The sequence below is a fragment of the Chloroflexota bacterium genome (genome assembly GCA_016197225.1).
In the GTDB taxonomy this organism is placed as follows: Bacteria; Chloroflexota; Anaerolineae; order Anaerolineales; family VGOW01; genus VGOW01.
Genome location: JACPWC010000017.1, coordinates 1 through 21,580, shown reverse-complemented (window position 1 = coordinate 21,580; position 21,580 = coordinate 1). Strand labels below are relative to the sequence as shown.

Below are 21,580 nucleotides of genomic sequence, written 5' to 3'. Positions count from 1 at the left end.
GCCTGAACATGGTGTTCGCCCGAGGAAGTTATCAAGAAGATTAACATGTCTGAAGTTATCCAAATTCTTATTGCCGATGATCATGCCATTGTCCGGGAAGGCCTGCGGGCGCTCATTGCCACCGAGCCTGGGATGGAGGTGGTGGGTGAGGCCGCCGACGGCGTCCAAACCGTTCAACTGGCTCTCACCCTGCAGCCGGACATTATTCTGTTGGATTTGGTAATGCCCCGCAAAGACGGCCTGGCGACTATCTTTGACTTGAAGCAGGAAAGCTGTGAAGCGCACATCCTGGTTCTGACTTCTTTTTTAGATGATGACCAGGTCTTCCCAGCCTTAAAAGCCGGCGCATTAGGTTATTTGCTGAAAGACACTGCGCCTCATGAGTTGCTTCAAGCGATCCGGCAGGTGCACAAAGGAGAGGTCTCGCTGCACCCGATCATCGCCCGTAAAGTGATCAACGAACTCAACCGGCCCCCAACTTTGCCTCTGACCACCAAGCCACTGACGCCTCGAGAGTTGGAGGTATTGGTACTGGTTGCCCAGGGGTTACCCAATCAGGAGGTTGCCGAGAGATTAGCTATTAGCGAGCGCACTGTACGCACTCATGTTAGCAACATCTTAGATAAATTGCACCTGGCAAGCCGGCTTCAGGCAACACTTTATGCCCTGCAAGAGGGGCTAGTTGACCCGAAGGCAAACTGACTCTCCTGGACACCTACGCCAAAAAAGGCCGCTTAAGCGGCCTTTTTTGATTAAGGCTGCGATTTGCCGCCGGAAATTGCCCCAACGGCGAAAAAGGTGACGTGGCGTGGCCTTTAGCTGAACAACGGAACTTGCCCTCCTCTGCCATTTCCGCCTAAGTCATTAAGCCCATATCCCCCCTCGATGAAAGTCCAAAGGCGTTGACCAAAGTCCGCGTTCGATGAAAGACTATAGCTCATTATGTAGCGGCTTGTATTCTGATATTGTTTACCTGAGTTATCAAGTGATATTGCTTCATTATGGCGTTGATCGCCCTGATTAAAATCTCGAAATTTCGACTTGGAAAATGCAGCTCATTTTGAACGAATTAGCCGATCTTGGGATGACATTGCAAAAAATGGGGCCCCGGCGATGGCAAGTGCTTGTTATAGGAACAGGGTCTTTGCTTGAACAGGCAGTGGAAAGTTTGTTGGCTCCTCAGCCCGACATTCGAGTCTCAGAAGTGATCTACGCCCAGGAAGATACATTGATCCAGGCAGTGTTGGATGTGCATCCAGATGTCATTGTATTTCACGAAAACGGGTTGCTGAATTCGAATCGGATCTTTGATCTGTTGCGGACACTTCCAGAAATGGAAACACTGAGGGTCATCATCCTTCGCTCGTCGAACGCGACGATGGACTTCTATGAAAAGCGGACGGTCAACGCGACTCGCGCCGAAGACTTTGTCAATCTGATTCGCGGGCAGGCGGCCCACCCGTAAGAGGATTTTGAGGGGACACCACTAGCTTTAGCCGACTAATGAAATAACAGACCTGCCAGGGCGCACTGAAAGCAAATTTTGGCAGGGAACAGCGCAGGCACGCCTGTCTGCGGGCCTCTTCTGATTCTTTTTTCCGGGCGCCGGCAGGCGGGGTAAATGGGGACAGTCAATGACAGGGATTTCAACACAACAATTGTATAAGCGCAATCCGTCGCGAGCGGCAACTTCGGCGCAACGGATGAAACCTTTTCTGGCGCTGGCGGTCGTGGCCGTTTTGGCCGCCGGTGTGTGGGGCCTCTTTTCCCCGCGCCTGGCAAGCGATTCGGGCGCGGCCACCAGCATCGGCGAGTTTGCCCGCGTGCCGGGCGGGCTGGTGCGCGTGGACGGCGTGACCCCGGAGCACATGGCCGACATGAACATGCAAGGGTTCGCGGCCACCGGCATGTCAATGTCGGCGATGGGGATGGACACGGCCCCTGAAGGCTATCGCCGTTTTTCGCTGGACGTGACGCTGGTGGGGCAGGGCAAAGACGGCCTCCGCTTCTCGCCGGCTCAGTTTCGGGTGGCGGGTGAAGGCATCGAAGACGCTTTCCCGATCCGCGCCGAATTGGGTGACGGCTGGGTTCCTTCAGGAAACGTGCTGAACGGAAGCCTTTTGTATCAAGTGCCAGAGTCGGCCTCCCGGCTCCAACTGGTTGTGGAGAGTGGAGCGCGCCCGGCCCTGATTCTGTTGGAACTGCCGCCGGCTGAACCTCACAACGATCACACCGGCGCTGAAGCCGGTTCAACCCCTTGAAAGTTTTGTTGTTTTGATTGCGGTTTGTTGACGCAAGGAGCTTACCCATGTTTTATGCTAATGTGACTTCAAGAAAATATTTTGGCCGCCAACAGAGCGGCTTGCAACAGGCGGCGCTCTATGCCGCTGTTGCCCTTTCGCTGACGAGCGCCCTGGCTCACGGCTGGGTGATGCCGGAGCATTTTGCCGAATGGTGGGGCTACGGGTTGTTCTTCGCCGTCACAGCGGCGGCGCAAGCGCTTTACAGCGGTTTGTTGCTGGCGCTCGTCGCCAGCGACGGCCTCTCCGAAGAACTGCCTCTGCGCCGTCTGCGCCAGCCGATCCTGTGGCTCGGCATCGCCGGCAATTTGGCTTTGCTGGCGCTCTATATCGTCAGCCGGACGGCGGGCATTCCGTTCGTGGGGCCACATGCCTGGCACGCCGAAGCCGTAGGCCGGTTGGATTTGCTCGCCGCCATTGCCGAAGTCGGCCTCATTGTCGCCCTCATCGAGATGAGCGGAGCTTGGCGGCAGGCCCGACGGCTTTTGGCGGCGGCCGGCGTTCAGGCGTTTGGCGTTGGCCTGGCCCTGCACCTGGTACACATCTCTTTGCACGGCGAGTTTGAGATCAACTCCACCCTGCACTGGCTATTGATCTCTACGCTTTCAATCCCGGCCTCACTGTTGGCGGTTTGGGCTGGCGCGGCGCTGGTCGGGCGCGCTTCGCGCCCGGCTCTTGATGGCGTTTCTTTGCGCGTGCTGTGGGCGCTGGTCACGGCCTTCTTCTATGCGCTGGTCAACGCGCCGATGAATGAAGCGCATGGCCGGTACTTCGCCTGGACGCAAATTCACGCTCACGCGCCCGCGCTGACCAACTTGCTCGGCGACGGCGCGGCGACTCTCGGCGTGAGCTTCCTGCTTCTGCTGGGGTTGGCCGCCACCTTTGGCGCCCCGTGGGAGGTTGCCCGACGCTGGTCGTCTCAGGCGGGCAATAAGCTGATGAATCGGGCGATGACCGTGATCGCCACTTTTGTCGTCCTCGCCGGCCTCATTGCGCCGACCCAGTTGACGCCCATCGTGGCGGCTTCACCCATCAACCCCACTTGCCCTGCCGGAACCCGCCACTACGATGTGGCCGCCATCAGCGTCCCCATTCCCTACAACCGCTGGGGCGACGTGAATATGAACGGCCAGGTTTTTGTCTTGCAGGGCGACAAGGAAGCCGTGCGCAACTGGTACACCCCGCTCAACGCCGACGCGGCTCTAGACCCGGCGGGCAACCGCCGCCTGCGCCCGCGCCCGCTGGCTCTCCGGGCCAATATTGGCGAGTGCGTCGAAATCAACTTTACCAACGAACTGAATCCGGTGAACGATGAAGGCTTGCCGGTGAACCCCCGCGCCTCCATGCACGTGATGGGCGCATCTTACAACGTTCAAACTTCGGACGGTAGTGCGGTGGGTTACAACGCCGACACGACAGTTGCCATCAATCAATCCATCACTTACCTCTGGCGCGTTCCGGCGCAGGAAGGCTTGTTCCTCATTCGCGACAACGGCTCGATGGCCGGGTCGGAGGCCGACGGCGGCAGTAACTCGCACGGTCTGTACGGGGCGCTGGTGGTCGAACCGGCCGGTTCAACCTGGACAGACCCGGTGAGCGGCGCGCCGCTCTACACCGGAACCACGACCCAGAGCGGTGAACTGTACATCAACGCCGACATTCACACGCCCGGCCAACCATCGTTCCGTGAAACCGTTCAGCTTTCACAAGATGAAATTCCGGGCAGCATCGGCATGGGCTTCAACTATGGAAGTGAGCCGTTGGGCAACCGCGAAGTGAATCGTTGCCCCGACTGCGTCAGCGAAGAGACGTGGCTTTCATCGTGGCCCTTCGGCGACCCGGCGCTGATCAAGCTCGCCAGCGGGCTTGGCCCCTGGTTACAACCCGCCGCCGGCGTTGACCCCGAAGACTGCGGTCTGGCCGACTCCTGCTACATCTCCAACGTTTTCCATTCGTACTCCGGCGACCCGGCCAAGATTCGCTACGGCCACACCGGCCCCAAAGAGACTCACATCTTCCACCTGCACGCGCATCAGTGGATTGCCGAGCCGTTCGACGTGGGCACGGCCGGTTCGATGCCCACCCAGCCGGACGCGACTCATCGAACCGAGTCAACCACGATTGACTCGCAAACCATGGGCCCGGGCGAGATGTTCACCGCCGACATTCTGTTTGGCTCTGGCAGTAAACCCGGCACCATCGGCGACAGCATCTTTCACTGCCACCTCTACCCGCACTTTGCCGCCGGCTTCTGGTCGCTGTGGCGCGTCCACGATGTGATCGAAGACGGCGCGGGCGTGACTCCTGACGGCATCAAAGTTCGCGCCCTTCAGCTTTTGCCTGCCGGCTCGAACACTCGCGGCACGCCGCCCCTGCCGACTCCTGAGAACCCCGGCTACCCGCGCTTTATCCCCGGCACTTACGGCTGGCGCGCCCCTCAACCCCCGCTCGGCATCAGCGAGCCAAACGGCAATGTGGACAATCCCGTGACCCTTGCCCGTGAAGACCTGACCCCGGCCACCCGCATCGTCGCCGGCCAGGCGCTCCCGAACGTCACCCCACTGGAGGCCGGTCTCCCCGGCGCATCCCTCAAACCCGGCGCGCCGCTGCGCGATCCTTGTCCTGTCGGCTCGCGCGAAATCACCTACAACGTCTCGGTCATGCAGTGGGACGTGGTGTACAACGAAGCCGGTTGGCACGATCCGCAGGGCCGGTTCCTGGTTCTGAATGAAGACGTGGACGACATTGTGTCGGGCGCGAAAAACGCCGAGCCGATGTTCTTCCGCGTCAACGCCGGCGACTGTATCAACTTCAACCTGACCAACCTTCTGCCCAACTGGGTCGGCAACGACGCCTTCCTTGAGTTGAACCAGACCAACATGGTCGGCGAGCACATCCATCTGGTGAAGTTCGACGTGCTGGCTTCGGACGGTTCCAGCAACGGCTGGAACTATCAACAGGCCGCTTACACTCAGGAGCAGATGAACTTCGATCACGCGGTGCTGAACGGCACGCAATCCTGCACCGCCGATGAAAGCACAGGTGCCTGCCGCATTCCCATGCCCGCTAACTGGGATCCATCTTATCAAGGCATTGAACCCGGCCAGACCATTCACGAACGCTGGTACGCCGACTACGAGCTTCGCACCATCTTCACCCACGACCACCACTTCCCGGCCATTGACCAGAACCGGGGCCTGTTCGGCGGCCTCATCGTCGAGCCTGCCGGGATGGACATCCGCGATCCGCAATCAGGCGAATACTTCCGGCCCATCAACGATCCGGCGCACGGCGCAGTCTGTGGTGTTGCCTGCAATGCCAACGCCGATGGAACCAGGTTAGACATCATCGGCCCCGGGCCGAAAGACGACTTCCGCGAGTTCAGCCTGGCTTATCAAGACTTTGTGCCGCTGGTGCTTCCGGGCGGCAACCCGCAAAACCCGGCGGACATTCTCAACCCGCCGTTTGTCCCCGAAGCTTTCCCGGATGACGATCCGGGGATAATGGGCCTCAACTATCGCAACGCGCCGTTCGTTTTGCGCGACACGCTGAACGGCCAGCCGGTTGACCCGGCCTATCGCTTCAGTTCTTACCTCTTTGGCGACCCGCAGACTCCGCTCTTGCAGGCTTACGGCGGCGACGCTGTGCGCTTCCGCCTCATTCAGGGCGCGCAGGAAGAACAACACGCCTTTGTGATGAACGGCATGCGCTGGCGGCAGGAACCGGACGATCCGCAATCGCCTTATCAAGCCAGCCAGTCGCTCGGCATCTCCGAAGCCTTCAACTTTGAAATCCCGGCCATGAACTGCGGCGTGGAAGAGGAGTGCGTCGGCGATCATTTGTATGGCGGCACGGCGACCGACGATCTCTATCTCGGAATCTGGGGCATCTTCCGTGTTTATGGCAAGGGCAACCCGCTTCTGCTTCCACTGCCCGACAACGCGCCCAGCAAGTGGGGCGGCGCGCCCAACCATCAACCTACCGGCGCTCCGCCGCCTCCGGCCAACAAGCCCGGCACGCCTTGCCCGCCCGGCGTCCCCACACGCAAGTACAACGTCATCGCTATGGAAATGCCGCTCGTCTACAACGAGTTTGGCGATCACGATCCTTATGGCCTGATCTACGCCCTGGCTGAAGACGAAGCCGCCATTCTGGCCGGAACCAAAAAGCCGGAGCCGCTCGTCATCCGCGCCAACGAAGGCGAGTGTATAGAAGTCACCCTCAGCAATCACCTCACCAACAACTTCCTGAGCCACAATAGCGTGCCGGATGGCGACCCCAGCCTGCCGCTTGAGCCACCCACTGGCACGCCCGCCGGCCTGCGCGTCTCCCTGCACCCGCAGTTGGTGCTCTTCGACGTGCGCGGCTCCGACGGCGCAACCGTCGGCTACAACCGAGACCAGACGGTCGGCCCCGGCGAGTCGATTCTCTACCGCTGGTACGCCGACGATGTCAACCCCGGCGAACTGGGCGCGATCAATCTCTTCGACTTTGGCGACGTTCGCGGGCATCGTCACCACGGCCTCTTCGCCGGACTCAACATCGAGCCGTACGGCGCGACCTACCACGACCCGCTCACCGGCCAGCAAATTCGCAGTGGCGCCTCCGCCGACATCCGCGTGGCCGGCATGGCCGACTTCCGCGAGTTCACCCTCTTCTTCCAGGACGGCCTGAACCTGCGTGACGCCGCTGGCGCCGTCATTCCCGATCCCGCTGGTCACCCGCCGGTGCATCCTGGTGGGCCGCCCGAACCTCCTGGCCCGCCCGAGCCGCCTGGTGGCGGCCTCGACGCCGAAGACCAGGGCGAGAAGGGCTTCAACTACGGTAGCGCCTCTTTCATGCGCCGCCTGGGCGTCGAGCCGATGGCCGCCGACCCGCTCGAAGGCGGGCCGCTGGCCCACGTGTTCAGCTCGGTTGAGCATGGCGACCCGTGGACTCCGATCTTCCGCGCTTACGCAGGCGACCCGGTTCGCATGAGAGTTTTGCAAGGTGCCGACAAGCCGCGCCAGCACAGCATCCAACTCTCCGGCCACGCCTGGTTCAACCAGCCGGGCGACCCCGGCTCGACATTGATCGGCACGCAAGGCGGCTTCACCGTAGGCCGCGCCTTCAACATCATCCTGCCCAGCGCCGGCGGCCCCGACGGCTTCGTGGGCGACTTCCGCTACAACTGCGGCGTCTTCTTCCACCACCTGTCGGGCGGATTGTGGGGCATCATGCGCGTCTACGAAGCGCCGGACGTGAACGGCGTCTTCCACCCGGACGCGCTCCTGGCCCAAGACAACCCGCATCAACTCAACTACCACCCGATCATGCCGCTCGAACTGTCCGAAGTGAGCGCGCGGCTGTTCGACGACAGCAACCTGAACGGCGCTCGCGGCCCGGCGGAAGTCGCGGCGGCAGATACGTCCGTTGAAATTCACAACATCGGCGGCGCACTACTTGGCTCGACGACCACCTCAAATGGCTGGGCCACCTTCCAGGCCAAGCCTGGCGTTTACGACCTCGTGGCCGCCGCCCCCGCCGACTGGCAGTTGACCACGCCCTCAACGAACCGCGTGGACGCCAGCGCCGAAAACGCGCACCTGATCTCCGATTTCGGCCTGGTGCAGTTGGGGGACATGGCCCTGCGCATCTTCGCCGACGAAAACGGCAGTCAACTCTTCGACGAAGGCATGGAAAACGGGCTGGCCGGTTGGACAGTGACTCTGACCGGCGGCGGTTCAAACCGGACGGCTACCACCGATGTTACCGGCTTCGCCTTCTTTGGTGGACTGAAGCCCGGAAGCTACACGGCCAAGGCCACCGCGCCCGCCGGCTGGTTCCCCACCCGCAACCAGCCTGTGCCTGTGACCCTGCTCGAAAACGCCAGCCTGCAACCGCCAGCCGAGATTGGCATTGGCTTTGCCCGCAAAGCGGGCCTGAGCGCCAAGCTCTTCAACGACAGCAACGGCAACGGCATGCAAGACGCCGGCGAGAGCAGTCTCGGCGGCTGGCGCGTGACGGCTGTTGGCGGCCCGGTTGGCCTGATGCCCGTCACCGCCTCCGGCGCTACCAACGCCAGCGGAGTCTTCACCTTCGACAATCCTGATCCGGCGATTGACGGCCTCCTGCCCGGCGAGTACACCCTCAGCGCCCAGTATCCAAGCGACTGGTCGTGCTCCAGCGCCTCAACCTTCACCACCGGCAATGGGCCAGATCAAACAACATCGCCTGTGGCCGGCGCCGGCGGCATCTTTGCAACCACGCTGATCGAGCAAACCACGCAAGTGGTAACGCTGGCTAACGCCAACCCGAACGTGTGGGTGGTAGCCGAGCCATTCAACGACACCAACCGCGACGGCATTCGTCAGTCCGGCGAGTCTCGGCTGACGGGCTGGACGGCCAACCTGTATGCCGCCGACGGCACAACCTTGCTGGCAACCAAGCTCACCGGTGAAGGCGGCAAAGCGGTGTTCTACCCGTTTGCGCCCGGAACCTACGTCGTGAAGATGACGGCCCCGGCCACGCCTCCCGGCGGACTGGCCTGGACAGGAACCTCGGCTGGCTCGGTGACTTCCACCATCATCGCCGGTGAAACCGGCGCGGCCAGGTTTGGCTTTGTTCAACTCAACAGCTTGGGTGTGATGGTCTTCGAAGACGTGGACAAAGACCGCATCTGGGATACCGACGAAGCGCCGCTGGCGAACCGCAACGTCCGGCTCTACGCTCAGAACGGCACTACGCTCCTGGCTCAGGGCGTGACCGACGCCAATGGCCGTTACGCTTTCGGTGTGGCGGCTGGCACGAAGTATCAACTGCAAGTGCTTCTGCCCACCGGCTGGACGGCCACCACGCCGCTCAACTCGGCCGGCAAGGCCACCACCAAAATCGCCGTCACTGCGCCGACCACCAACACCGGCCTTGAAGTGCAGTTCGGCCAGCACAACCCGGCCAACGCCATTCCGGCCTCGCCTACCTTCACCCCGGCGGGCGGAACTTACACCTCCGCCCAGTCGGTGACGATCAAGGCCGCCACCGGAACCACCATCCGCTACACCCTCGACGGCTCCGACCCGACTTCGTCGTGGGGCGCGATCTATGGCACCAAGCCGGTGAGCATCGGCCAGACGATGATCCTCAAAGCCATTGCCGTCAGCGCCGCTGGAAAAGTCAGTGCTGTGAAAGAGGCAACGTACATCATCAACCTGCCCCCGCCGGTGACGGCGGCCCCGGCCTCGCCCTCGGCCATCACCATGACCCAGGGAACCGCCGGGCCTGGCGATGTGAGTTCGCTGGCCGCTAGCGACGGCAACTTCCTGTCGTTGAACTCCTCTGCGGCAGGCGCGCCAACCGTGAATGGCTACGTCTCTTACATCGTTCCTGCGAGCCAGCGCAAGCTTCTTGGGCTGACGATGGACTACGAGATCGGCTCCGACTTTGACGGTTTCGACCGCGCGGTCTACTTGTACAACTACCAGACGGCGAGTTGGGAAATGCTCGAAACCGCGCCGCAGACTCTGGCCGCTCAACGAGTGACGATTGTGCCCGGCGGCGACCCGAAGCGTTTCATGTCCTCCACCGGGCAGATGCGCCTGCGTGTCCAAGCCAGCCACTCCGGCGCTTTCCATCTGCAAGCTGATCTGGTGACGTTTACCATCACCTACCAGCCCTGATTGCTTGAAACTGCCAGGCTTTTGCGTTGACACAAGACGCCAGAGCATTGTGTTCGACTACAGACAAGACTCGACAAAGCCCGGCTCCTTGTTAGGGGAGCTATAACAAGGAGCCGGAAAGAATAAGGAGCAATCCCATGTCCAAGAAAAAGATTAACCAGACCCAGTTTTCCCGCCGAGACTTTTTGAAGTTGGGGGTGGCGGGAGCAGCGGCGGTCACCCTGACCGGCTCGCGGTTGTTCAAGGTCGTCTCCACAGCAAAGGCGGTTGACACGTTCTACACCGAAGCCTATCCAACCAGCCCGTTAATCCTCTCCCCGTTTCAGGATGTGTTGCCCATTCCGAAGGCTTTGGCCCCAGTGGCAAAGTCAGAAGTCAATAGCTGGGCGAACCCGCCAGGTTCAAGCGTTGGCCAGCAGAATTCCTACGGCAGTGAGGCCCATCAGATTTGGCCGAACAAGATCGGGTATCCCGACCCGCTTGTCTACAAGATCGAACTACGGGTGAACACCCATAGCTTCACCACCTCCCAGGTGCTGCCTATCGGTAAAGATGGCAGGCCGACGGCGTCGTTCGATGCGAGTGGCAACTCTTATCAAGCCGGTTCAGTCAGGACTTTGCCAGCCAGCACCATCTATGGATTCAACGGCACGTTCCCAGGTCCTCGCATCAATGCCGAGTATGGCAAGCCGGCCCTCATCCGCTTCGTGAACCACCTGGACGAGAACCCAGATAACCTCGACCGTCAGGACTTTGGGGCTCCCGACTATTCGTTCCTTACCCATCTGCACAACGGCCACACGGCGCCGGAGAGCGATGGCAACCCGAACTACAGCATGAGGTATGGGCCAAAGGATCACGGCTACCAGCCCGGAACGTGGTGCGATAACCTTTATCTTAACTGGCCTGCAGGCGGAGATGATCGCGAGAAACAGTCGTTCCTCTGGTTCCACGATCATCGCATGGATCACACCGGGGCTAACGTATATAAGGGCATGGTCGGTCTTTACCCGATCTATGATCCCAAGAACAACATGGATATGGGCGACGAGACCAGGGGGCTGCGCCTGCCCGGCGTCCGGACGAACAACCCGGATGGCTCCTTCGACGTCGAATACGACATCCCGCTCGCCTTTTATGACTGCCGCCTCGACGACGGAGTCACCTTACACAACGATGTCCACGATTCCGAGTTCCCGACCGCTAACCCCCAGGCCCATCCGGAGTGGTGGGGCAAGACCTTCTTCAAGCACTTCCCCAGCAAAGGCTTCGTCGGGGATATTTTCACCGTCAACGGGACGGCCTACCCGGTGCTGGAGGTCAAGCGGCGCAAGTACCGCATGCGCTTCCTCGATGCCTCGATCGCCCGAATCTACGAATTCAAGTTGATGGCCTCAACCAATGGGCCTAAGACAGCGGCTTCGCTTGGCTACTCCGGCGATGAACTTCAGGGACAGTACCGCATCCCCGATGGGCAACAGTGCATGAAGTTTATCCAGATCGCAAGCGACGGCGGCCTGATCCCGGCCCCGATCACCCGTGATTCCTTCGAGTTGTGGCCTGCGAAGCGCCGTGAGTTTATTATTGACTTTACCAAGTACATGGACGGGACACCGACCACGAAGGGCGACGTGATCTACCTGACGAACGTGATGAAGATGGGAGATGGCCGCATGTGGGCCTCCTCCTCCCGCTTCTCACCGGACCCGAACTACAAGATACCGGTTCTAAAGATCGTGATCGGGGACGACGCGCCGGATGATAGCCTGATCCCCACAACCCTGCGCCCAGTGCCGAATTTCCCTTCGGTGGATTGGAAGAAACTGCTGGATAACCGCAAGATATTCGAGGTACAGCGAGGCAGTTTCGGCGGGGAGATCGAATGGCTGATCAACGGTATGCCCTTTGACCCCGCTACAGTGGCGCGGAGCCTCAAAAACCCTGCCGGCAAAACACCGCTCGCTCAACAAAAATTGGGAAGCTTCGACGCCTGGGAGATTCGCAATGGCGGCGGCGGCTGGGTTCACCCGTTCCACCTTCATATGGAAGAGCACCGAGTTCTCATGCGTAACGGGAAGGCGGTTCCCCCGGTGGATCGGGGACACCCTGACGACAATTCAAGAGAGGATGTCATCGCCCTGGACCCAGGTGAGTCGGTGATCGTCGGGAGATATTTCCGCGACTTTGTCGGCCCGTACGTGGCCCACTGCCACAACCTGGCGCACGAGGACCACGCCATGATGTTCGGGTGGGAGGTGGTTCCGTAGGCGCCGGTCAGGGTGTTATTTGTTTCATGTATCGGGAGGCGAAGAAGTTGATCCACGAAGTCGCACGAACGCTTCGCGACACTAAAGAATCCTTCGTGAAACTTCGTGCTCTTCGTGGATCATTTTTGGTTGCGGCTGGAAGCCGCGCTATGATACTTGACACGTTACCCAAGAAATCCGTGCTCGCAGTTTTGATTGCCTGTGGCGGTATTGTGTGGCTCAACGAGTGGCACCAATTTGCCTACAGTCGCAGTCCGATTAATTTTCCGCCTGTTTCGAATTGGTTGCGCGATTCGATGTTCGTTCTGATCCCTGTTGCGCTGGCGATTTGGATCGGCATCGCGCTCAGCCAATGGCTCATTGATCGCTTCGGCGGGCGAATGTCTCCCTCAGCGCAGTCTATGTTGACAGCCGCCATTCTGGGGGGAGCGACCTCTTTCGCCATCATCCTGATGGAAGCCGGCAAGATTTTTCAGACCGGCATTGGCACTGAATTCGCCTTTTTGGCAAGCATTTGCCGCAGTCTTTACCCGGATGGCAATCTGTTGTTGAGTATTCTGCAGGGGATATTTCCAAGTACTCAAGCATTCCGGTTTCATATCTTACTGCAGGATGGATTCAATCTGGCGCTGGCTAACCTGACGATCACCATTCTTGTGATAATAATTTTGGAAGGGTTTGTAAGAGGCAAAATTGTTTTTGACCATAAGATGGGGCGAGTTGGCGTCAGCTAGACAGGATAATTTCAATCACAGTCTTGTTAGAAGGTTCCATGCATCCTCGTGTTTTTCCATTCAGAATTACAGCGCTGGCAATACTCCTGATCATTGCAACCGCATCCTGCTCGGCGCTAAAACCTTCCCTCAAGGGCGCTGTCGTTTCGCCAACTGTCACTGCCGCTGATATTAATTTGACCGATCATAATGGACAGCCTTTTCAACTTAGCCAATTTCGCGGCAAAGTCACACTGATCTTTTTCGGCTTTTCAAACTGTGTTGCTGAATGTCCTGCGACAATGGCCATAATAAAGCAAGCTCTTGAGACGGTCGGCGACGCCTCAAAAGATGTAATCGTTGTAATGGTCAGCACCGATCCTGCGAATGATACGCCCCAATCAATGAAAGAGTTCATGGAGAAATTCAACCCGGCATTTCTTGGTTTACTCGGCACGCCCAATGAATTAGCGAAGGCCTGGCAGGATTACGGAGTAGCGGTTCTGGATGGTTTTGGCACGCACTCAAGCTTCACCTATGTAGTAGATAAGAAAGGCGATCTGCGTGAAATCTTTTCGCCCGACACATCATCCGATGATATTGCAGCTGATCTAGAAGTTCTGCTGGCAGAGAATTAAAGTTGCCAGGCGTAACGCTTGGCGAAAACGGCGCGCGCCTGCTGATCGGCCAGATTGAAGCCGATTAGTAACAGGTACGGCGAACCCGCAAGATAATCGCTGGGCAAGGCCGGCATTGGCGTTCCCCTGGACGGAAATAAGGCCCCCAAAACTGAGGCGGTATTGCTCCAGGGGGTTTTGGCGTCGGAATTTAGCCTCACCGCTTATAGCCAAAATTGTCTACGTCAAAAGCCGGACGGCATTGACTAAAGTCAAGATTCAACCTGAGACCATTGCTCATTATGTGGCGGTTCGTATTTTGGTATTGTTATTCACGAGCTATTAGCTCAACTATGTCCGTTTTAGAGAATCGGGGGATTCAGTTGAGCCTGGGGCCAGACAGCAAACCCCAATCTTTGGGAAGAGAGGATGAAAGACATGATAGTTAATTTCTGCCAACGGCTTGCCATTATTTCCAAAAGGACTTACCGGCAAACCAAACCAGTTATACACCGTTCAATGCTTGTGTTGACGGTCGCGGCGATGCTCTTTAGCCTGGCTCAGTTTAATGCCACAGCAGCGCTCGCCGCTCCGGCGTTCGCCGCAGTGACTCCAGCCGCGGTGTCGCCGACCCTGAACCAATTCGGCTTCCCGGATTGGTATCAGGACACCACAGGCACACGTCTCGACTCGTGCCTGGATATCAATGACCCGTTCTGCGTGGTCTTGCCCAACCCGGGCGTGTTCGACCCGGCGCTCCCGATGGACATGCCGGATAACTTCCCCGACGAGTTCTTCTACTCGGTGATCGACTCCGACAAGCTCACCACGCCCGGCTGTAATGGCACCCGGCCCGGCAAAGCCTTCCTGCGCATCGCAGTTGAGGGCGCGTTCGTCAATGGACTGCCTGCGGATAACGAGCAAATGGTCTTCGGAAGAGTTCGCGTCCGCATAACCAGCGGCCTGTGCCCGAATACCGCGTATACCTTCACACACCCCTTCGGCACAATGACGCTGACCACGAATGAATTCGGTGGAACCCGGGTGGTTGACGGAACCCAGGATATCGGTTGCGCGCCCGTGTCACCCCAGACTTGTGACTTCTCCCTTGCTCTGCGCGGCCCGGTAAACCAGAGCTTTCTGCGCTGGGACCCCGCCGTCGCTCCCGCCGCGCCTGTCGGCTACCTCGGTGACGCTATCACCTTGCACACAATCACCGGCGCAACCTATGAACCCGGCGGAGCCGGCACCGGCTTTGCCAATTACTTCGCCATTTCTGACGCTGTTGGCGAGGTGTTGCGCTCTGACCAGTTCACGGTGATGGGCCGGGAAGCCGGCCCGGTTCTCGCCAACACCGCTCTCGTTGACTTCGGCGGCCAGAACATCAACACCGGCCTAAGCCCGGCCCGGCTTGTGACACTGACCAATGTTGGCGTCAACCCGCTGACCATCAGCGCCATCTCCGCCACCCCGGCCCTGCGCTTCGTCGCCACCGATCCCAATGCTTGTATTGGCCGTGCCCTGGCCCGCGATGAATCTTGCGCCGTCGCTGTTCAATTCGACCCAACTGTTGTTGGACAACTGGCTGGCGCTTTGAGCATTACGCATAATGGCATTCGCTCGCCGTTCATTGTGGCCCTGGCCGGCACCGGCACCAACCCCGGAAATGAAGCCATCCTTACCCCCACGCCTCTGTCACTCAACTTCGGCAGCGTGCGCATTCGCACTCAATCACTCGCTCAGCGCGTACGGGTGAAGAACACCGGCGTAGCTCCGTTGCAAATTTCGAGCGCCGCCTTCATGGACACCATTCAATCTGGTGATGCGGCCCAGTTTGTGAAAACCTCCGACAAGTGCACGAACGTTGTCGTCCAGCCTGCCAAGACCTGCGATATCAATGTGGCCGTGCGGCCCACAGGCAACGGTCCATTGAACGCCGTCCTGCATCTCGTGGCAAACGTCAGCGGCGGGCCTGTGGATATCACCCTCACCGCAATCGGCACGGGCGGCATCGCCGCAGTCTCCGCCGTGATTGACCAGGCGACCGGCTACCCCACCTGGTACCAGGACGAGAACGGCCTGCGCATCAGCGAGTGTATTGACCCGAGCGACCCCTTCTGCGTCGTGCTGGCTGACGAGTTCTACGACCCGTCCCTGCCGTTGCAGGGGAGGACCGAGTTCGCCAACTTCCCCACCGAGTTCTTCTACACCGTAGCGGACTCGGACCTCATCACCACCCCCGGATGTGCGAACAGCAACCCGCCCATCCCGGCCGGACGCGCCTTCATACGCTCGGCAGTGGAGGCGGCCTTCGTCAACCCTGCGCCGACCGACGGCGAGCAGATGGTCTTTGGCCGTGTCCGCATCGTGGTGCGCGGCGGCTTGTGCCCGGACACCACCTACACCTTTACCCATCCCTATGGGCAGACGCTTCTGACCACCGACGATCAAGGCTCCATCAAGCCGGCCGCCGGCACCGTTGACATTGGTTGTTTCCCGGTCGCGCCTGACCTGTGCAACTTTGCCGATGCTCTGCAAAGCCCGGTTCTTGCCAGCTTTGTGCAATGGGATCCGGCGGTGGCCCCTGCCGCGCCTGCGGGTTACATCGGCGACGCAGCAACACTGCACCGCATCACCGGCAGTCCAGTCAACAACAACTTCTTCCGCATTGATGGCCCAACTTCGGTCGGCGGCGCGAGCGTGACGATCGGCCAGACGACGCTCTTCACCGTGATGGGCAAGCTCAACGGCCCGCTCGTGGCCAACCCCAGCAGTGTGGCCTTCCCGCCTTACACAGTGGGCGTCGCTAGCGGCAACGAGCAGATCACGCTCACCAACGAGGGCATCACCTCGCTGACCATCAACAGCCTGGTTCTGGGCGGCCCCAACGCCGGCGACTTCATCCCCGACGGTGGCTGTAACAACGCCTTCTTCGGCGGGACGATGGTCCTGGCCGCGGGCGCCAGTTGTAACTTCAACGTGCTGTTTGCTCCGACCGCCGCCGGCAGCCGCGACGCATGGATCACCGTCAACCACACCGGGCGCAACACCGGCTTCAGGATCACGATGAACGGCGTTGGCCGCGTCGCGAGCGGGCCGGCGATCTCGGTCAGCCCGGCTTCACTTGCCTTCACCGATCTTCACACCGGCCAGGTCAGCCAGTCCATGTCAATCACGGTCTCGAACCTGGGCGGCCTGGAGCCGCTCGTGGTTGGCCTTCCCACGGTCAACAGCGCAGAGTTCCAGCTCGAGAACAACTGCATTGACCCGGTAGCCATTGACGGGACCTGCACCATCAAGGTGCGCTTCGCGCCCACCGTCGGCGGCCTCTCCAGCGGGACAATCGACATCCCGAGCAACGTCGTCGGCGCAGTGACCACCGTCGCCGTCAGCGGACGCGGCTTCGCCGGCGCGCCTGCAGTGTCGGCTACGATCCGCTCCGACGGGTTTGCCGACTGGTACCAGGATGACAATGGCGTGCGCGTCGAGCCGTGCCTCAACGCCAGCGATCCCAACTGCATCGTGCTCGCCGACGCCGGCTTCGACCCGGGGCTGCCGCTCGTCTTCCCCACCAACTACCCGAGCGAGTTCTTCTACCAGATCGCCGACTCCGACCTGGTGCCCACAGACGGTTGTGGCGGCACGACAGCACCCGGCACTGCGCACCTGCGTATGGCGCTCGAAGGCTCCTTCGCCGGCGCCATCCCGGAAGTCGGCCAGCAGATTACCTTCGCTCGCATCCGCATCGTCGTAACTCGCGGGTTGTGCGCGAACACCTCGTACACCTTCACCACGCCGTACGGGATCGTAGGCCCCTTCCTGACCAACACAGTTGGCGGCATCCCCGCCAACGCCGGCACAACCGACATTGATCCCCCGATCCCCAGCCCAGTGCTGAACAACGGCCTCCTGCGCTGGGACCCGGCCTTCGCCCCGGCAGCGCCCGCTGGCTACCTCGGCGACGCCATCAGCTTGCATCGCATCGTCGGGTCACGCTACATCGTAGTTGGCGAGACCGAGCCGGCGAACTACTTCGCCATTGATGGCACGGCCATGCGAACCGACTTGTTCTCCGTCTCGGGCAAACTCGCCGGGCCGATCATGAGTGCGCCGGCGAGCCTCGACTTCGGCAATGTGAACGAGCTTTCCGTCAGCCCAGACCAGACGGTCACACTGACGAACGTCTCACCTGACAGTGTTTCTAACTTCGTCCCAACGCTCTCTGGCCCGAATGCAGGTGACTTCCAGGTCACCGGCGGAACCTGTGGAGTGGGCGCGATCGGACAGGACCAATCTTGTACCGTAACCGTCCGCTTTGCCCCGCAGGCAATCGTGAACCCGTCTGAGCTTAAATCCGCCACACTCACGGTTGCTCACTCCGGGCTGAACTCGCCCGCCACAGTGGCGCTCTCCGGCACGGCGATTAACGTGGCCCTGCCCGCCGTCACTCTCAGCCCGACAAGTGTGACCTTCGCCAGCCAGAATGTAGGCACCGTTAGCGCCTCAGTGAACGTCACAGTCACAAACTCAGGTACCGCGGATCTCCACGTGGCCTCGGCGACGCTGATCGGCGCAAATCCGGGCGACTTCCAACTCACGAACAACTGTGTCCTGGCCGTCATCCCCGGCGGCGCCTGCACCCTGCAGGTTGCCTTCGCCCCGACTGCCGGCGGCGCAAGGACGGCTCAGATCCAACTGATTGACGACGCCCCGACCAGTCCGCAACTCGTCAATCTCTCCGGCACCGGCGTACAAGCCAGCCTGAGCCTCTCGCCAACCTCACTCAGCTTCAGCGCCGGCCTGGGCGGCAGTTCGACGAAGTCGGTCAACATCACGAATACCGGAACGGCGAACCTCACGATCCTAAGTCTCACGATTAGCGGTTCAACCACGTTCACCGTCGCCGGCCATAACTGCGGCGCCGCGATCCTGCCTGGGAAGAACTGCACCGTGAACGTGCGCTTTGCTCCGACCTCCCGGATTAACTTTGTCGGCACGCTCGTCATCACCAGCAATGCCTCCGGGTCACCGCACTCGGTCGCGTTGTCGGGGACGGGGAAGTAAGCCACACACAAACGATCACCTCCTGCGACCTGTTCCTAACCTGTCCGGCCTTGCAAGCCGGCAGGTTGGAACAGGCCGACGAGCGGTGATGCCAAAAGAGAACAGATGCCAATTGCATCTGTTCTCTTTTTTTACGCCAAATTCAACCATGCCGCTGAAGCGCCAGCCACGATTTGGGCTATAATCTCGCTTGCATATTTCTCAATCAGCTGAATGGGATAAAGACAGATGACTCTCAGCATTGGCGAAAACGTTGGCCCCTATCGCGTGATGGCCCAACTGGGGCAGGGCGGCATGGCGACCGTGTACAAGGCCTACCATGCCAGCCTGGATCGCTACGTGGCGATCAAAGTGATGCACACCGCCTTCAAAGAAGACCCCACCTTCCTGGCTCGCTTCCAGCGCGAAGCGCGGGTGCTGGCTAAACTTGAGCATCCCAACATCGTGCCGATCTACGACTTCGCCGAGCACCAGGGCCAGCCGTATTTGGTGATGAAGTACGTGGAAGGCGACACGCTGAAAGCGCGAATGGCGAACGGCGCGCCCTCCAGCGACGAAATTCTCAAAGTGGTGGACGCCGTCGGCGCCGGACTGGCTTACGCCCACAAGCAGGGCGTCCTGCATCGCGACATCAAACCCTCCAACGTCATCATCACCCCCGACGGCCAATACTATCTTTCCGACTTCGGCCTGGCCCGCATTGCCGGGGCAGGCGAGAGCACCCTCTCGCAGGACACGATGCTGGGCACGCCCAACTACATCTCGCCGGAACAGGCCAAAGGCGTGAGCGACCTCGACGGGCGCACCGACATTTATTCGTTTGGCGTTTTGTTATACGAGATGATTGTCGGGCGTGTGCCCTACAGCGGCGACACGCCCTTTGCCATCATCCACGATCACATTTACACGCCCCTGCCATTGCCCAGCTCCGTCAACCCCAGCGTGCCAGAGCCGGTAGAACGTATTCTGCTTAAGGCGCTGGCGAAAGAGCGTGATGATCGATTCTCGGACGCCTCGGCGCTGGTGACGGCGTTTCATCAGGCGCTTGAAGGAGCAGGCGGCGCGCCGGTTGCCCCGACTCCTGCGCCCCCCTCCGGGCCGGTGTCGGCGTCCAGCACCGCCACCCGGCGCGCGCCCACCGCCGCGCCGACGGTTGTGGCGACGGCCAAACCTGATTCACCACCAGCCACCCCGGCGCAAAAAAGCAATGCCTGGGTTTGGATCGTCGTCGCGGTTGCCATGTTGGCCGTTCTCGGAATCGGGGCGATGTTGATCGTGCCGCGCATTCTGCGAAACCGGAATCAGTTGCCGACTCAGGCGGCCCTGATCACCCAACCGCCGCCCCCGCCGGCGACGGACGCTCTGTCGCCCACAAGTGTTCCCGTTACCGAGCCTCCACCGACACATATTCCGCCGGACAATGATCGTCTGCTTCAACTCTTAAATGCTGTAGCCGCCAACCCGAATGATGTCGGCCTGCATCTCGATCTGGGTCAGGCCTACTACGAAGAAAAGCTCACTCAGGACGCGACCCGTGAATTTCAAACTGCCGCCGAGTTGAGCCAGTACGATCCCAAAACCTACAATGATATTTTTCAGCGCCCTTTTGTGCGCGATGATCCGGTGTTCCTGCTCAACGTGCTCCTGCCCGGCCTTGAACAGAATCGCGATAGCAGAGAGTTGTGGCTACTGGTCGGGCCACAGTTGGATCGCTCTGCGCCGCTTGACCATGCCGAGCCGACTCTGCTGACTTATGTGGCGACGTTCCCCAAAGAGATCGCGCCCAAAGCGGCGCTGGCTGAGTATTACATCCTTCACGGCCAGCCGGTGAAAGCCAGGAAGCTGGTTGAAGAGACGCGGCGCGATGCGCCGGATTCTCCGACTACCCATTTGATCAGCGGCGAACTTCTGGCGGCAGAGGGCCGAATTGACGAGGCCATCGCCGAACTGCAAAAGGTCGTGGATGACCCGAAGGCCCCCGAGTTTTTGCGCCGCCGCGCTGAAGATCGCATCAATCACCTGAAAGGAACTCCTGCCCCTTGACTCGCATCCCTATTCTTGCCGGTAACTGGAAGATGAATAAGACTCCTGTCGAGGCGGCTGAACTGGCCGCCTCGTTTGCCGCTACGCTGGGCAACGTGGCCGCCGCCGAGGTGGTGTTGTGCCCGCCCTTTGTGTCCCTGCCTGCTGTGCAAGCCGCCACTCGTGGCACGCGGCTGGGGCTGGGCGCGCAAGACGTGCACTGGGAAAAGTCCGGCGCGTTCACCGGCGAAGTGTCAGCGCCAATGCTGGCTGGCTGGTGTACTCACGTCATCATCGGCCACTCCGAGCGGCGGCAATATTTTGGCGAGACGGACGAGACGGTGAACAAGAAGGTGAAGGCGGCGCTGGCCCACAATCTCACGCCCATCATTTGCGTTGGCGAACTGTTGGCTGAGTATGAGGCCGGGCAGACCGGCGCTGTCGTGGCACGGCAAGTGCGCGGCGCGTATGATGGCCTGACTGCCGAGCAAGCGGCGAAGACGGTGATTGCTTACGAGCCGGTGTGGGCGATTGGAACGGGCAAGGCCGCCACCGGGGCCGGGGCCAACGCCGTCATCGGCCTCAACATTCGCGGCGTGGTCGCCGACCTCTTCGGTTCCGCCGTCGCCGACGGCCTGCGTGTGCAATACGGCGGCAGTGTCACACCCGCCAACATCGCCGAGTTCATGGCTCAGCCCGACATTGATGGCGCGCTGGTGGGCGGGGCCAGCCTTAAGCCCGCCGACTTTCAGGCGATTGTCGAGGCGGCTATTAGGGCCAAGGCTCTTGATTTGTGATGTAACTCACCTTACGCAAAAACAGCGTAAACTTGGCGGATGAAGAATGAAAAATTGCTTGATTTATACAGCGACTATCTGATTAGCGCCTTCGGGCAGACAACCGCCACCGGTTTATCGGCCTTACTGAACGGCGAAATCAGCC

The 21,580-nt window shown here is 60.3% G+C and carries 10 protein-coding genes; all 10 read left to right on the top strand.

Translation table 11 applies throughout. The features are described from left to right. Nucleotides 1-45 precede the first annotated feature (45 nt). The 10 genes from HYZ49_03715 to HYZ49_03670 all read left to right on the top strand — a co-directional run bounded on the left by HYZ49_03715 (nucleotide 46) and on the right by HYZ49_03670 (nucleotide 21,435). Complete coding sequence (locus HYZ49_03715; GenBank protein ID MBI3241381.1) at nucleotides 46-702, top strand: response regulator transcription factor; 657 nt, start codon at nucleotides 46-48, stop codon at nucleotides 700-702. Nucleotides 703-1,144: 442 nt separating this feature from the next. After that, complete coding sequence (locus tag HYZ49_03710) at nucleotides 1,145-1,465, top strand: hypothetical protein (GenBank protein MBI3241380.1); 321 nt, start codon at nucleotides 1,145-1,147, stop codon at nucleotides 1,463-1,465. A gap of 238 nt (nucleotides 1,466-1,703) precedes the next feature. Then, nucleotides 1,704-2,261, top strand: a complete 558-nt coding sequence (locus tag HYZ49_03705; GenBank protein MBI3241379.1) for a hypothetical protein — start codon at nucleotides 1,704-1,706, stop codon at nucleotides 2,259-2,261. A 47-nt stretch (nucleotides 2,262-2,308) separates the two neighbouring features. Next, nucleotides 2,309-9,955: a chitobiase/beta-hexosaminidase C-terminal domain-containing protein gene (locus HYZ49_03700; protein ID MBI3241378.1), complete on the top strand. Its 7,647-nt coding sequence runs from the start codon at nucleotides 2,309-2,311 to the stop codon at nucleotides 9,953-9,955. Nucleotides 9,956-10,092: 137 nt separating this feature from the next. Further along, nucleotides 10,093-12,222: a multicopper oxidase domain-containing protein gene (locus HYZ49_03695; protein MBI3241377.1), complete on the top strand. Its 2,130-nt coding sequence runs from the start codon at nucleotides 10,093-10,095 to the stop codon at nucleotides 12,220-12,222. A gap of 47 nt (nucleotides 12,223-12,269) precedes the next feature. Then, entirely contained in the window at nucleotides 12,270-12,956 is a 687-nt protein-coding gene (locus HYZ49_03690; GenBank protein ID MBI3241376.1) for a hypothetical protein, read from the top strand. Nucleotides 12,957-12,994: 38 nt separating this feature from the next. Beyond that, on the top strand, nucleotides 12,995-13,573 hold the full coding sequence (locus HYZ49_03685; protein ID MBI3241375.1) for an SCO family protein: 579 nt from the start codon (nucleotides 12,995-12,997) through the stop codon (nucleotides 13,571-13,573). Nucleotides 13,574-14,071: 498 nt separating this feature from the next. Continuing rightward, nucleotides 14,072-18,616, top strand: a complete 4,545-nt coding sequence (locus HYZ49_03680) for a choice-of-anchor D domain-containing protein (GenBank protein MBI3241374.1) — start codon at nucleotides 14,072-14,074, stop codon at nucleotides 18,614-18,616. 228 nt (nucleotides 18,617-18,844) lie between these two features. After that, nucleotides 18,845-20,659 carry a protein kinase gene (locus HYZ49_03675; GenBank protein MBI3241373.1) on the top strand — a complete coding sequence of 605 codons (1,815 nt, stop codon included), beginning with the start codon at nucleotides 18,845-18,847 and terminating at the stop codon, nucleotides 20,657-20,659. After that, nucleotides 20,656-21,435 (top strand): triose-phosphate isomerase, encoded by a 780-nt coding sequence (locus HYZ49_03670; GenBank protein MBI3241372.1) that lies wholly within the window; start codon nucleotides 20,656-20,658, stop codon nucleotides 21,433-21,435. Before HYZ49_03675 ends, HYZ49_03670 begins: the two co-directional genes overlap by 4 nt. Nucleotides 21,436-21,580: the final 145 nt, after the last annotated feature.